Source organism: Flavobacterium pokkalii, from assembly GCF_014596575.1.
GTDB lineage: Bacteria > Bacteroidota > Bacteroidia > Flavobacteriales > Flavobacteriaceae > Flavobacterium > Flavobacterium pokkalii.
This window is the reverse complement of the sequence record NZ_NASZ01000031.1, coordinates 1-15,079: the sequence shown is the minus strand read 5'-3', so window position 1 is coordinate 15,079 and position 15,079 is coordinate 1. Positions and strand designations below refer to the sequence as shown.

General features: G+C 35.7%; 7 protein-coding genes. All 7 read left to right on the top strand.

Features of this window, described 5'->3' with window-relative positions:
• Positions 1-9: 9 nt before the first annotated feature.
• The 7 genes from B6A10_RS15200 (at position 10) to B6A10_RS15170 (ending at position 14,652) form a co-directional block, all read left to right on the top strand.
• Positions 10-3,060 (top strand): SusC/RagA family TonB-linked outer membrane protein, encoded by a 3,051-nt coding sequence (locus B6A10_RS15200; RefSeq protein WP_188221536.1) that lies wholly within the window; start codon positions 10-12, stop codon positions 3,058-3,060.
• A gap of 11 nt (positions 3,061-3,071) precedes the next feature.
• Positions 3,072-4,673: a RagB/SusD family nutrient uptake outer membrane protein gene (locus B6A10_RS15195; protein WP_188221535.1), complete on the top strand. Its 1,602-nt coding sequence runs from the start codon at positions 3,072-3,074 to the stop codon at positions 4,671-4,673.
• A gap of 149 nt (positions 4,674-4,822) precedes the next feature.
• Positions 4,823-6,205 (top strand): cellulase family glycosylhydrolase, encoded by a 1,383-nt coding sequence (locus B6A10_RS15190; RefSeq protein WP_188221534.1) that lies wholly within the window; start codon positions 4,823-4,825, stop codon positions 6,203-6,205.
• Between the two features lie 26 nt (positions 6,206-6,231).
• Positions 6,232-7,683, top strand: coding sequence for a sulfatase family protein (locus B6A10_RS15185; protein ID WP_188221533.1), 1,452 nt, complete (start codon positions 6,232-6,234; stop codon positions 7,681-7,683).
• A 17-nt stretch (positions 7,684-7,700) separates the two neighbouring features.
• A complete protein-coding gene (locus B6A10_RS15180) occupies positions 7,701-9,863 on the top strand; it encodes a beta-xylosidase (protein WP_188221532.1) in 2,163 nt (720 codons plus the stop codon).
• 20 nt (positions 9,864-9,883) lie between these two features.
• Positions 9,884-12,862, top strand: coding sequence for a glycoside hydrolase family 2 protein (locus B6A10_RS15175; protein ID WP_188221531.1), 2,979 nt, complete (start codon positions 9,884-9,886; stop codon positions 12,860-12,862).
• 26 nt (positions 12,863-12,888) lie between these two features.
• A complete protein-coding gene (locus B6A10_RS15170; RefSeq protein WP_238929425.1) occupies positions 12,889-14,652 on the top strand; it encodes a sulfatase family protein in 1,764 nt (587 codons plus the stop codon).
• Positions 14,653-15,079: the final 427 nt, after the last annotated feature.

Below are 15,079 nucleotides of genomic sequence, written 5' to 3'. Positions count from 1 at the left end.
TATTTATGAATGTTAAATTTACAGTTAAGAATTTTCAAGAAAATAGAAGATTCTGGATGTGTGTGTTTGATATTGTCCTGTATAGCGATATCAAATGCCCAAAGTATTTCAGGGACTGTGATGGCGGAAGGACAGCCATTGCCGGGAGCAACAGTTCTTATAAAGGGAACAACAAAAGCTACTAGTACTGATATCGATGGTAAGTATATTATTAGTGCGTCAGCTCAAAACGTTCTCGTTTTTTCTTATATCGGATACGCAACAAAAGAAGTACCGGTAGCTAATAAAAAACAAATAGATGTTGTATTAGAGACTGATAATAAACTTGACGAAGTTGTTGTTATCGGTTATGGTGCGCAACGTAAATCCGACTTGACAGGTTCAGTGTCATCTGTGAGTGCAAAAGATATTACCGCTGTTCCGGTTTCAAGAGTGGATCAGGCACTTCAGGGTAGAGCCTCAGGTGTTCAGGTTACCCAAAACAGTGGGGCACCAGGAGCTTCTACCTCGATTAGGGTGAGGGGAGGAAATTCAATCACAGGGAGCAATGAACCACTATGGGTTATTGACGGTATTATTGTAGGGAATAATTATGATTTGAATAATTTAAACTCCAATGATATAAAATCTATTGAAATATTGAAGGATGCATCCTCTATCGCCATTTACGGTTCTCGTGGTGCAAATGGGGTTGTCCTGGTAACTACCAAAAATGGTTCAGGTAGTGGCGGTGGAAAACCTCAAGTAAGTGCGGGAGTATATACCAGTACTCAATTGGTTCCTAAAAGGCCTAAGTTTTTATCACAAGCAGAACAAATTGAATATACAAATGAAGATGCTCGCTTTAGAGGTGTAGCTGAACCTTTTCCTGGGGACCCTTCAAGCTATCCTGATAATGATTATTTTGATTTATTATTGAAACCATCACCAATATTTAATGCGGATGTTTCCATTTCGGGAGCCTCTGAAAACGGTAACGTAACCTATTATAATTCGTTGAATTTTTTTAATCAAGATGGTTTGATAGAAAATTCAGGAATTGAGAAATACATTTTTAGATCTAATATAGATTTTAAACTCAGCAAAAAACTCAAAGCAGGTTTCCGTGTCAACTATTCAAGAATAATACAGGATAATGGTGTAGTTGATTATGGAAGTCTTCTGAATATTTTGCCTACACAGCCTATTTATAACGCTGACGGAAGCTATAACGGTTTTAACGATGTAATTGGTGCTCCGTTTAATAATCCGGTGGCTACTGCAAAATTAGATACCGACCAAACTACTTCGAATAATCTTCTGGGAACAGTATATTTAGAGTATACTCCGATTCCAAATTTGATTATACGCTCTACATTTAATCCGGATATTAGTAATTCCAAAAGAAATGAATTTAATTCAAGTCAAAGACCTGATTTCTTATCTGTTGGAGAAACAGGAAATGCAAAGGTAACAGCAGTTTCATCTTTTGGATGGAATAATGAGAATACAATTCAGTACAGTACCCAATTTAATGACAAACATGATTTGACTGTTTTAGGAGGGGCTTCTTTTCAGAAATATACTTCTGAAGCTTTTTCTGCTCAGGCTTTTGGAATCACAACTGATGCTGTAGGATTTAATAATTTGGGGTTAGGAACTGATCCTTCCAGAAATATTATTGCGAGTAGTTATCCAAATCCTTTTCAGCTGGTGTCTTTTTTTGGTAGAGCAAATTATACTTACAAAGATAAATATCTTTTAACTTTAGTAGGGCGATATGACGGGACATCGGTGTTTGCACAGGGCAATCAATGGGGATTTTATCCTTCAATAGCTGGAGCTTGGAAAGTAAGCGAAGAGGATTTTATGCAAGATCAAAATGTTTTTCATGATTTAAAATTAAGAGCTAGTTATGGTCAAGCCGGTAATCAGGCTATTGGAGCATATGCAACCAAAGCAATTTTGGTTGAAGCCAATACAACTTTAAACGGGATACAACAACCAGGATTGACGCTTGGAAGACCTGCAAATCCAAATTTAGGCTGGGAAACGACCACTTCTTTTGACATGGCATTAGAAGCCTCATTTTTGAAGGGTAGAATTTTTACTGAATTTAATTACTACCACAAAAAAACTACTGATTTGTTGTTGGATGTTACTATTCCTAGACAAACAGGATTTACCAGTCAGTTACAAAATGTGGGGGCGTTACAAAATAAAGGATGGGAATTTTTATTAAAATCAACCAATATTCAAAATTCTAATTTCAACTGGAATTCTACACTAACCCTGTCATCTAATAAAAATAAGGTGTTAGATCTTGGAGGTAAACAGTTTATAGATGTTGTAGTTGATCAGATTTTAGGAGCAGGTAATCTTAGAATAATTAAAGGCGAAACAGTTCCTGTATTTACAGGTGTGCGCTACTTAGGGACTTGGAAAAGCCAAGAAGAGATTGATGCTTCAGGTTTGGCCTCTGGTACACAAGTGGTGGGTGGACCAAAATTTGAAGACTTAAATAAAGACGGTATAATTTCAAATGAAGATAATGTGGTGTTAGGAAGTCCGTTTCCAGATTTAATCTTTGGCTTTGAGAATAATATTTCGTACAAAAATTTCGATTTAAGTTTTTATTTTCAAGGTACAGTAGGAAACGAAGTGTACAATCTTAGATCAAGAGGGAATTATTTTACTCGAGGGGAGAATCCAAAATTTGCCGAAATAGCTAATCGTTGGACTCCTGATAATCCAACTTCGGATGTTCCTAGAGCAGGTTCAGACGGGGTGACTGCTATACCGAGCAACTCAAAAGATGTTGAAGATGGCTCTCATTTACGTCTGAAAAATGTACGCCTTGCTTATAATTTTCCTGTAGATAAAATGGGGTTTAAAGGCGTTAAAAATATGTCAGTATATGTTTCAGGAACTAATTTGCTTTTGCTTTCTAATTTTAGATTAATTGACCCAGAGACCAGTAGATTTGGGAAAAACGGATTAGGTAATATCGCTCAAGGATTCTCAAATGGGGAATATCCAAATGCTAAGGTTTTAAGTCTTGGACTGAATGTAACTTTTTAAAATTGAAACTTATGAAAACTAAAAAAATATATTTATATCTCTTCTTTATGATTTGCTCATGTTTTAGCTGTGAGTCTTTTTTAGAAGAAGTACCCCGTGATATCATTGCTCCTGAGAATTTCTTTGCCTCAGCAGCCGATGCCAGACAAGCCATCAACGGTGTGTATGCCATTTATAAAAATAACTCTTTATACGGACAGGTAGGTCTGGACCATTTTTACGATAATGGAGCAGATATTATAGAGCCAAATCGTGTAGCTGATGTTGTTCAACCTATCGGAAACTATACCATGAATGAATCCCTGGCAGATGAATCGATTCAAAAAATGAGCGTTTCTGATACTTGGAAGGATCTATATAAAGTTGTTTTAAATTGTAATATTATCATTGACAGAGTTACTGGTAATAATGCAATATCTCAAAGTGTACAAACAGATGTAATCGCCGAAGCCAGATTTTTGAGGGGATTAGCTTATTGGCATATTACGAATCTTTGGGGAGCCGCACCTTATTACACGGATAATCTTACTATTGATCAGATAAAAATACTAGGAAGGACTCCAAAAGAAACCATTTTAACCGGTGTTTTAGTCGATTTACAATTTGCGCAGGATAATTTGAAGCCAACATATCCCTCTGCCGAAAGGGGTAGAGCTTCTAAATGGGCAGCAGCTGTTGTGATGGCAAAAATTTATATGCAACAAAAACAATGGCAAGAAGGATTGGATAAATGTCTTGAAATTATCAATCAGTCAGGACATCAGATATTACCAACCTATGCTGCCGTTTTTGATCCTGCCAATGAATATAATGCAGAAATTATTTGGTCCTTAGATTTTGCAAGGGATATAAGAGGGCAGTTTGAAGAAGGAGTAGCTGATGCTAACGGTAATTTAAATCCAATATTTGGAAATGGAAACTGGAGACCTAGTATGTTTAATCCAAGATTAAGAGATGAACCAAAAATTACTTCGCAAAGAGCTGCGCTTTCAGCTGCTCTTACTGCTAATGGAGAAGCATTCAATGGTACGGGATTACAAATTGCATCAAAAGATTTTGCGGCAAAATTTCCAATGAATGATTTAAGAAGACCGCTAAATGTGATGGATAAATACCTAGGATTTGAATTAAGTTTTCCTTATATGGCTAAGTTTATGAATCTTTCGTTAAGCTCTTCTCCTCGTTTTAATCATTCGGATAACAGGTTAGTATTCCGTTTGGCTGATGTTAAGCTAATGGCGGCAGAATGTGAGAATGAGAGACCTGGAGGTAATCCAACAGCAGCTTACGAATATATCAAAGAAATAAGAAATCGTGCTTATGCAACTCAAGTTGAAGCCGAAGCTATAAAAGGTCTGACTCAAGACCAATTTAGAAAAGCTATTTATGATGAACGTAAATGGGAATTAGCAGGGGAATGTATGAGAAGATACGATTTAATTAGATGGGGAATTCTGTTAGATGTAGTGCAAAATCTGGAATATCGTTTTTGGAATCCAGCACAAAATATCAGATCATGGCATGTCTTGTTACCAATTCCTTTACAGGAGTTGCAACAAAATCCTAATTTATTAACATCCGATCCTACAAATAACGGATATAGAAATAATTAGTTTTTGATTTAGTTTAGTTTTTATTTTTTAAAAGACCGAGATATTAAATTTCGGTCTTTTTTTGTTGCTATGATTTAAAACCAGTACAATACAGGACAGTAGCTAGATTTGTTTGGTTTAATTTGGTTTTTTGTTTTAATTTATTTTCTATGAAATTCAATTTTCTTATTTGGTTCTGTTTTTTTATGTCCATTGTCACTTTTTCACAAATTAAACACGGTTTAAGAGATGAACAAGGAAGGCATATAATTCCAAGAGGTTTTGTAGTGGTGACTAATGAAGGCAATTTTACCACTGATGATTATATGCGAATGGTTAGAATGGGAGCTAATTATCAGGTAATTCGATTAGAATTAGGAAAATTGAGTACGTTTTCAGGAGCTACAATCGATAAAAATTACCTCTTAAAATTGGACACATTGGTCAATTTAGCTAAAAACAATGGTATGAAAACCGTTTTTAAAATGACGGTTTATGGGGTAGATCATTTTGAATGGGAAATTTTTTGGTTGAATAAAAATAGGGAATATACAACCTATATTGAAGCTTGGAAAATAATTTGGAATCGCTATAAAAATGAAGATTTTGTTTTAGGATATGATGTTGTAAATGAGCCAAGAAAACTTGCAATGAATATTTCATACAATGAATTAACTTCAAAATATCTTGTTCCTTTATATCAAAAAATTATTGATGCAAGTCAACTAATTAATCCTGATAAAAAGATTATGGTACAATCCATTTTTATGAATAAAGGAGAAGGAGTTGATAACAATCAATATGCTGAAATCACTGTGCCAATAAATAGAAAGAATGTGGTTTTTGCACCTCATATTTATCAAAATAACATGGATTTAGTCAAGCCAGTGATGAATCGTTTTGATAAAGAGTCGGATATGTTAAATGCTCCTATTTTTATTGGAGAATGGGGTTTTCCAACTTTTGCCAAAACAGACACATTAATAAGCGGAAAAATAGGTCAGTTAAAATATTCAGAATTATATATGCGTACTGCCGAAGTGTTTGATAACATGGGAGTAGGAAGTATTAAAGCTTGGTTTTCAGGGAATCCTAAAATGCAAAATTTCATGCCAGAAGGTCCTTCAACCTGGGCAATTTTTAGTGATAAAAATGCGATAGGAACTGTAGAGCGCAAGTATATTACTGATATCATTGCCAGACCTTATCCACAGGCAATTGCTGGAGATATTCTGAATTTTAAATTTGATTTTGCAAAACGAAGTTTAGAGGTTAATTTAAAGTCAGATAATAGCAAAGGAAGTTCTTCCATTTTTGTTGGTGCAAACCGACATTATCCTGATGGATTTTCAGTGTTAATTGATGATGATTTTGTGATGTATCATAATCCATTAAAAAATGCAGCTCTTGAAGTTTATAAATGCCCTAAAGAAGTAAAACCGTCTGATTTTATTTGGGATGGACAAACTCAAAAAATAATAGTTAAGAAATGGCCAAAAGATAAAGCAGAGTTGCATTTGAAAATTGTACCTGGAATAAGAAATTATAATTAAGTTGAATAATTGTTAAAAATATAGATATGAAAAAAAAAATAAGCATTAGCTTTTTTCTCTTAGCACTATTAGGATGTGTATCAGGTATAAGTTATGCTCAAGTAGCTAAAAATGAAGTGAAAGGACAAAAAAAACAACCTAACATTATTTTTTTGCTGACCGATGATCAGCGTTGGGATGCAATGGGAGCAATGGGTAATTCAATTATTCAAACTCCTAACATGGACAAATTAGCTAATAATGGAATACTGTTTCAAAATGCTTATGTTACAACTTCAATCTGTTGCGTAAGCAGAGCAAGCATATTGACGGGTAAGTATGAGTCTGAACATGGCGTTCATGATTTTAATACTGATTTAGCTCCGCAAGTGTATAAAAACACTTATACAAATCTATTGAAAGAAGCCGGATATAAAACAGGATTTATCGGTAAATACGGTGTAGGACATCATCCGCCATTTTCAACTTTTGATTTTGTATTTGATACAGAGGATGGCGGTAAAGCACAGCCTGATTATATAACCATTGGTAAAAACGGAAAGCCTATACATGATACCGATACAATAAACTCTTCTATCAAAGATTTCTTGGAAAAGTTTGCTGATAAAGGGCCGTTCTGTCTTTCTGTGAGCCTTAAAGCACCACATGAACAAGATGGAAATCCCCCTCAATACATTATACAATCCAAGTATAAAGATTATTACAAAGATGTAGAGATCCCAATGCCTGTGACTGCTGATCCAAAATATTGGGAAAAGTTGCCAGATGTTTTGAGAACCGAAACTAATTTTGGAAGAGCCAGATGGAAAGGGCTTTTTGGGACTCCTGAATTGTATCAGGAAAACGTGAAAAATTATTATCGTCTTATTACAGGTGTAGATGACCTTATAGGGGATATGATGCAAAAGCTAAAAAATCTAGGTATTGCAGATAATACCATTATTATATTAATGGGAGATAATGGCATGTTGTTAGGTGAACACGGGATGGAAGGAAAATGGTATGGTTATGAAGAGTCCATTAGGGTTCCTCTTGTGATTTATGATCCAAATTCACCAGATAAAGTAAAACAGTATAGAGCACAACAAATGGCATTAAATATAGATATAGCCCCAACTATTTTATCCATGGCAGGTGTTCCAGTGCCAAAAGAAATGAAAGGTGTCAATCTAATTGATGTGGTTCAAAATAAGATTCCTGAAAGAAAAGACTTTTTTTACCAACATTATTTTCTCGGAGGTCCTCAGATACCAAGAGTTGAAGGGGTTGTTACTCAGGGTTTTAAATACATGAATTATTTAGAGTCAGGTACTGAACAATTATTTGATATAAAACATGACCCACATGAAACGGATGATTTAATTAAAAATTCTAAATACAAATCTAAGTTAGAGCAATTACGTCTCAGGTATAATGATTTGAGAAAGAAACATGGTGTTTCTTCTGAAATATGGCTTAAAACAAGTAAAAAATTTTAAAGCGACAATCTTAGACAATGAAATTTTCCAGAATAATTATACTTACATTTTTATTTTTCATAAGCTCGTTGTGTTTTGCACAGACCACGAAGAAAGCTTCTAAGCAGGAAGATGTTGAAATACAAAAAAAAGTAAAACATCTTTTGAGGCAGATGACTTTAGATGAAAAAATTGCCGAAATGTCTCAAGATGCGCCAGCAAATGAAAGACTGGGAATTCCTTTTATGAAATTTGGTGAAGGCTTACATGGTTTGTGGTATGATGGTGTTACTGTTTATCCGCAAGCAATAGCATGTGGTTCGACATGGGAGCCTGAATTAGTGAAGAAGATGGCTTCCCAAACCGCTTTAGAAGCTCGTGCTTTGAATATTACGCATTGTTATTCGCCTAATTTAGACGTTATAACAGGTGATGCCAGATATGGTCGGGTTGAAGAATCTTACGGTGAAGACCCCTATTTAGTATCTCGAATGGGAGTGGCTTTCATACAAGGAATGCAAGGCATAGGTAAAGAAAGATTGGATAAAAATCATGTCATATCAACGGCTAAGCATTTTATAGGGTATCCTGAAAACAGACGTGGGATTAATGGTGGTTTCAGCGATATGTCTGAGCGTCGATTACGAGAAGTGTTTTTGCCTCCATTTGAAGCAGCTGTTAAGGAAGCTCAAGTGGCTTCTATTATGCCGGGGCATCAGGATTTTAATGGTGTGCCATGCCATATGAATTCGTGGTTGTTGAATGATGTATTAAGGGGGGAATTAGGTTTTGATGGATTCATTGTCTCGGACAATAATGATGTGGGAAGATTACAAACCATGCACTTTATTCCTAAAACAAGAACGGAAGCAGCTATACTTGGGTTGAAGGCAGGAGTAGATATGGATTTGGTCTTAGGGAAAGTGTTGCCTCTTTATACATACCATTCTAACATATTAAAAGACACACTTACTAAGAATCCCAAATTAGTAAAATATGTAGACCTGGCTACTTCAAGAATACTGACAGCCAAATATAAACTTGGTTTGTTTGACTCAAAGTTGAAAGATGTAAAAAAAGATACTATCGTTAGTAAAAAAGAACATCAGGAGTTTGCTTACGAAATGGCAAAAAAAGCAATCGTTTTATTAAAAAACACGAATAATCTATTACCTCTTGATAGAAATAAGATCAAATCATTGGCTATAATAGGGCCTAATGCACACGAGAAGAAGCCCGCTAATGGTACCTATTCGTTATTAGGCGGATATTCCGGATTACCGCCTTATTATGTATCTGTTTTAGATGGTATCAAAAGTAAAACAGAAGGAGAAATTACAATAAATTATGCAAAAGGTTGTGATTTAGGAGGTACCTCAAAAGAAGGGTTTGAAGAAGCAATTGCTGCAGCAGAGAAATCGGATGCTGTAGTACTTGTGGTAGGTGGTTCAAGAAAAACATGCGGAGAAGGTGTAGATCGTTCGGATGTTGATTTAGTAGGTGTGCAAAATGATTTGGTTGAAGCAATAAACAAAACCGGGAAACCAGTTATTGTAGTGCTAATTAACGGTCGTCCACTATCAGTAAATTACATTGCAGAAAATATCCCTTCGATTCTTGAAACTTGGTATTTAGGAATGCGTTCTGGAGATGCTATTGCTGATGCTATTTTTGGAGATGTCAATCCGGGCGGAAAACTTACTGTTTCGTTTCCAAGATCGGTTGGTCAAATTCCTGTAACCTATTTGGAACGTCCTGATTTTATTGGTTCAGGAAAAGGATTGTATTCTGATTCAGACAAATCCCCTTTGTTTTCATTCGGTTACGGATTAAGTTATACCACATTTAAATACAGCGAACCTAAATTTGAAAAAACAGTCATTAAAGCCGATGGTTCAACAACAGTTTCTGTAGAGGTAACTAATACAGGAAGTCGTGCTGGTGATGAGGTGGTTCAAATGTATGTTCGTGATGATTTCGCCTCAGTAGGCCGTTACCTAAAGATGCTTAGGGGGTTTGAGCGAATTGCTTTGCAACCAGGTGAAACGAAAACAGTAACATTTAAGTTGGGATTTGATGAACTGAATGTTCTTAATCAAGAAATGAAAAAAGTAGTTGAACCAGGTACATTTACAATTTCAGTGGGTTCTTCATCCAGAAATCAAGATTTAAAAACTGCTGTTTTAACTGTAAGTAAATAATAGATTAAATTCATACGCTAATGAAAATGAATTTTAAAGTCGGTTTTATTAATAAGATTAGTTTACTGTTAACCATGGTAATGGTTACGGTTTCTAATGCTCAGGATGTTCAAGAAACTATTGGAGGTGATAGAACAAAATATAATTTCAATTTGGATTGGAAATTTATTAAAGAAAATCCGGCTAAGGCAGAGTCTGAGAAATTTAATGATAAGTCATGGACTACAGTGAGTTGTCCGCATACATTTAACGATATTGATACTTTTGATGACTATAGTGCAGGAGGTCATGACGGTGAATCTAAGCAATGGAGAGGAACGGTATGGTACAGAAAGTACTTTAAACTTCCCAAAGAGGCAAATGGTAAAAAGATTTATATTGAATTTGAGTCTGTTCGACAAATCGCGGATGTTTATATCAACGGGAAATATTTAGGAAAAAACCAAACAGGATTCATTCCTTTTGGATTTGATTTGACTCCCTATTTAAAATTTAATGCAGAAAACGTTATTGCTGTAAAAGTAAATAATGATAGGGGAGATGATTTTAGAAACAATTTTCCATTGGTTTGGAATCATGAACACTGGCATCCTACCCACGGCGGGATTTATCGCAATGTTTATTTACATATCATGAATCCTTTGCATATTACCTTGCCCTTGTATGATAATTTAAAAACGGTAGGAACTTATGTTTATGCTCAAAATATAGGTAAAACTCATGCGGATGTTACAGTTCAATCCGAAGTTTTCAATGAATATAATACTCCAAAAAATATTGTAGTTGAAAATTTAATTATTGATGCCAATGGACAGATAGCCCAGAAAGATTCTAAAAATTATACCATTGATGCAAATAAAAAAGCTGTTTTTCAATCTCAATTAGGGGTTAAAAACCCGAAATTATGGTATACGCGTAACCCTTATTTATATAAGGTTATTACTGTCATTAAAGAAAATAATAAAATCATTGATTCGTACCAAACCCCTTTAGGAATTAGAACTTTTGAGTTTAATAAAGATTCTGGATTTTATATCAATGGAGAAAATACCAAACTCCATGGTTGGGGCCAAAAACCAACAAATTCATGGGCAGGTCTTGGGGCTGCTTTGCCTGATTGGTTGAGAGATTTTACTTATAATTTGATGGACGAAGCAGGCGGTAACTTTATCAGATGGGGACATTGTGCAGGGTCGCCCGCAGAGATTGCAATGGGGGATAAATACGGTTTTGTTACTTTAATGCCTGGTGTTTCAGGAGAGTCAGAAGATGAAGGCGAAACTTGGGATATTCGTATAGCTGCTTTTAGAGATATGATTGTATATTACCGTAATCATCCGTCGATTTTTATATGGGAAGGAGGCAATTGGGCTGAGTCAGCACCACATTACGAACAAATATTGGATATCATCAATACGTATGATCCTAATGGGAAACGTTTGATGGGTAACAGACGTGCGGATAATGCCGCTTGTTCTGAAAAATATATTAGTATTGAAATTGGAACCGAAGGTTGGGAAGGAGAGTATCCTGATTTGCCAATTATAGAAAGCGAGTATTGTCGTGATGAATCACCTCGAAGAGTTTGGGATGAATATTCCAGAGATGATAACTTCTTTAATCATCCTAATTTTAAAAGAAATACGTATAAACTATCTTCCGAAGATTTCGCAGTAAAACAAGCGGAGCATTGGTGGAATAAAATGGGGAAAAAACCATACCACAGTGGAGGTGCAAATTGGATTTTTTCTGATGGACCCCATGGAGGAAGATGTCCTACCGAAGTAACCAGAGCAAGTGGTGAAGTAGATGGGGTAAGATTGCCTAAGGAAGCATTCTATGCATTAAAATCAATGTGGAGACCAGAACCACAAGTTCATATTGTGGGGCATTGGAATTATGATGCCGATACAACTAAACCAGTTTATGTAATCTCAAATTGTTCAGCAGTAAAACTGTTCGTGAATAACGAATTAATAGGAGTTGACTCTATTCCGGATAATGGTTATGTTTATAAATTTGATAAAGTAAAATGGAAATCAGGTCAAGTCAAAGCCGAAGCTTTTATTAAAGGTGAATTAAAAACATCTCAAGTAAAAAAAACAACCGGTGAACCGGTTGCTATTAAGTTAACACCGATAGTAGGTCCTAAAGGGTGGTTAGCAGATGGTTCAGATGTCGCATTAGTAGATGTTGAAGTGGTCGATAAAGACGGGAACAGATGTCCATTAGATAAAGGTCGTATTGATTTTATTTTCTCGGGGGCAGGAATATGGAGAGGAGGATACAATAGCGGTAAAGAAAAATCTACTAATAATCTGTATTTAGATTCTGAATGTGGTATCAATAGGGTGGCCATACGTTCATTATTAAAACCCGGAAAAGTGATTGTAACAGCTAAGCGCGAAGGTCTTAAGATGGCAACTATAGAAATTCAATCTAAAAAAATTGATTTTAAAGACGGATTAAGTAGGATGATGCCACAGCTCTATAATGTTAAGGCTAAAGAGGAGCCACTGCCAGCTCATAGCCCTAAAATACCAATTGGAGAAGTAGGAGTAAGTAATAAAAGTCAACTTTTTGAGAAATTTAGTTATACAGGTGATTCCCCAGCTGTATTGAGAACCAATATGTTTTGGGGCAAAAAAGCGTACACAGATTTGCCTTATAACTATACGGTTATTCCAAAATACTTAAATGAGGCTGAATATATTCGTATGCCTAATTCCGATAATCGCTACTGGGCAAGAGATTTACTTCAATTTATTGCAGGTGCAGATATGATCCTTTATGTCGGTCATGACGACAGAGTACCTTTGCCAAAATTTTTAAAAGATGATTATAAGGATACAGGCGATGATTTTAAACTTGGTGAGGTCACTATGTCTGTTTACATGAGAGAAGTAAAAGCAGGGGAAAGCGTTGTGATGTCTGGTAACAGTGACGGTGAAGTGCCTGAAAACGCTAGAATGTATGTAGTGCTAGCTAAGAAAAATTAAACAACAAAAACAACAAGTTTAAAATTATGATTAGAATAATGAATAAAGGTAGAATTACAGGATTTTTTTTAGGCGCAATCTCTTTTTTGCTAATTTTTTCTTGTCATAGTGTCAAAGATAATTCTATTGCTAAATATGAAAAATCAATAAACAACACCGAAGAAAGGCCTAATATCTTATGGTTAGTAACCGAAGATATGGGGCCTTATATTCCGCCTTTTGGAGATTCAACCATTGTTACTCCTAATTTGAGCCGATTGGCTAGAGAAGGGGTGGTCTATCCTAATTTGTATTCTACCTCTGGTGTTTGCGCCCCCAGTAGGGCCGCAATTGCTACAGGTATGTATCCTACGAGCATTGGAGGCAATCACATGCGGGTAAATTCGTATATGAAAGAAACGGGTTTAAAAGCTTATGAAGCAGTACCGCCTGCAGATGTGAGAATGATTAGTGAACTACTGCGTGCCAGTGGTTATTATTGCACCAATAATTACAAAGAAGATTACCAATTTATAGCACCTGAAACGGCTTGGGACGAAAGTAGTCAATACGCTCATTGGCGCAATAGAGCCAAAGGTCAGCCTTTTTATGCCGTTTTTAATTTTACAAATACGCACGAATCGGGATTGTTTGAGCCTTATGGTTTTCGCAATATCGAAACAAGACATTACCATGCTGGGGATACTACCTATACATGGAAATCGGGTAATATGAGTGAAAAGGAAACCCCGAGTCATTTGCCAAAAGACACCAAATTCAACATTCCGCCATATCTACCGGATACCGAAGTGGTCCGAAGAGATATGTGGAAAACCTACAACAATATCGCCGAAATGGACAAACAAGTCGGAGCGGTTTTAAAACAATTGGAAGACGATGGTTTGCTCGAAAACACCATTATCTTTTTTTATGGAGACCATGGCGGACCATTGCCAAGACAAAAACGTTTGATTTATGATTCGGGTTTAAATACACCCTTGATTATCCGTTTTCCAAAAAAAGAAAATGCTGCTACCAAAGACCATCAGTTGATTAGTTTTATTGATTTTGCACCTACTTTGTTATCTTTAATTGGCGAAAAACCAAAAGAATACATGCAAGGGCAGGCTTTTTTGGGAAAATATAAGGCTAAAAGCCAACGAAAATACATTCATGCAGCTGCCGATCGTTTTGACGAAGTAACCGATGCTATCAGAGCGGTACGTGACGAACAGTTCAAATACATTCGGAATTATTTCCCTGAAAAAGGCTACTATTTGCCGTTGTCGTATCGAGAGCAAATTCCAACGATGCAACAAATGTTGCAATTCAACAAGGAAGGAAAGTTAAACGACATCCAAAAACAGTGGTTTAGAGATAGTAAACCTGCCGAAGAATTATTTGATTGCAAAGCAGATCCTCATGAATTAGTTAATCTAGCAGCAAACCCTAAATACGCTTCAAAACTACAAGAGCTGCGAACAGAAATGAATCGTTGGCTCGAAGAAATCCATGACGACCCTAAATTGCCTGAGGCAGCACTCATCCGTAAATTATGGAACGGAAAAGAGAATCAACCTCAAACGGCCAAACCAATTATATCTTATAATCAGGGAAAATTAGGGATTAGTTGTGAAACGGCTGGAGCTTCAATTGGCTATAAAATCAAAAACAAAAATGGGTCTTGGCCTAAAAGTTGGACTATTTATCAAAAACCAGTTACGCTACCACAAGCAACGCAATTAGCTGTTGTGGCTCATAGGATAGGATTCAAATCAAGTAAGCCAATAGAATTAAATGGTTTAAAGTAAAAAGGGAAACGTTTTGTTTAATTGAATTTTGTTTTTAAAGGCTGATAACTAAGGGATAGAGTTCCATAATCAAGACCTTATATTTTTACAAAATAGTATTGCTGCAGTAGCTGAATTGTTCTTGGCTGGTTTTACAGTTTATGACACGTTCTATCATGGTGTCTTTGAACTGTATGGCTTTGTCATTAATCGTAGCCTTAAAGTTGATGGTGTCGGCTTGTTGTGCTATTATAGCTTGTTTTTTACACACAAAACCCTGCTAGAGTTTAAAACTCTAGCAGGGTTGAAATACAAGAAAAACTACAACTTTTTTATCGTTGTAGTTTTGTTGATTAAAAAATGTTATTTCACAAATTGATACACATAGTGTTTATGTTTTATGTTCCTTATCACCAACATAGTGTTTGATATAGTAATGATTTCGTAA

Excerpts from the sequence above, each read along its gene's own strand:
- B6A10_RS15200 (WP_188221536.1), top strand. The coding sequence starts at position 10 with ATGTTAAATTTACAGTTAAGAATTTTCAAGAAAATAGAAGATTCTGGA.
- B6A10_RS15195 (WP_188221535.1), top strand. The coding sequence starts at position 3,072 with ATGAAAACTAAAAAAATATATTTATATCTCTTCTTTATGATTTGCTCA.
- B6A10_RS15190 (WP_188221534.1), top strand. The coding sequence starts at position 4,823 with ATGAAATTCAATTTTCTTATTTGGTTCTGTTTTTTTATGTCCATTGTC.
- B6A10_RS15185 (WP_188221533.1), top strand. The coding sequence starts at position 6,232 with ATGAAAAAAAAAATAAGCATTAGCTTTTTTCTCTTAGCACTATTAGGA.
- B6A10_RS15180 (WP_188221532.1), top strand. The coding sequence starts at position 7,701 with ATGAAATTTTCCAGAATAATTATACTTACATTTTTATTTTTCATAAGC.
- B6A10_RS15175 (WP_188221531.1), top strand. The coding sequence starts at position 9,884 with ATGAAAATGAATTTTAAAGTCGGTTTTATTAATAAGATTAGTTTACTG.
- B6A10_RS15170 (WP_238929425.1), top strand. The coding sequence starts at position 12,889 with ATGATTAGAATAATGAATAAAGGTAGAATTACAGGATTTTTTTTAGGC.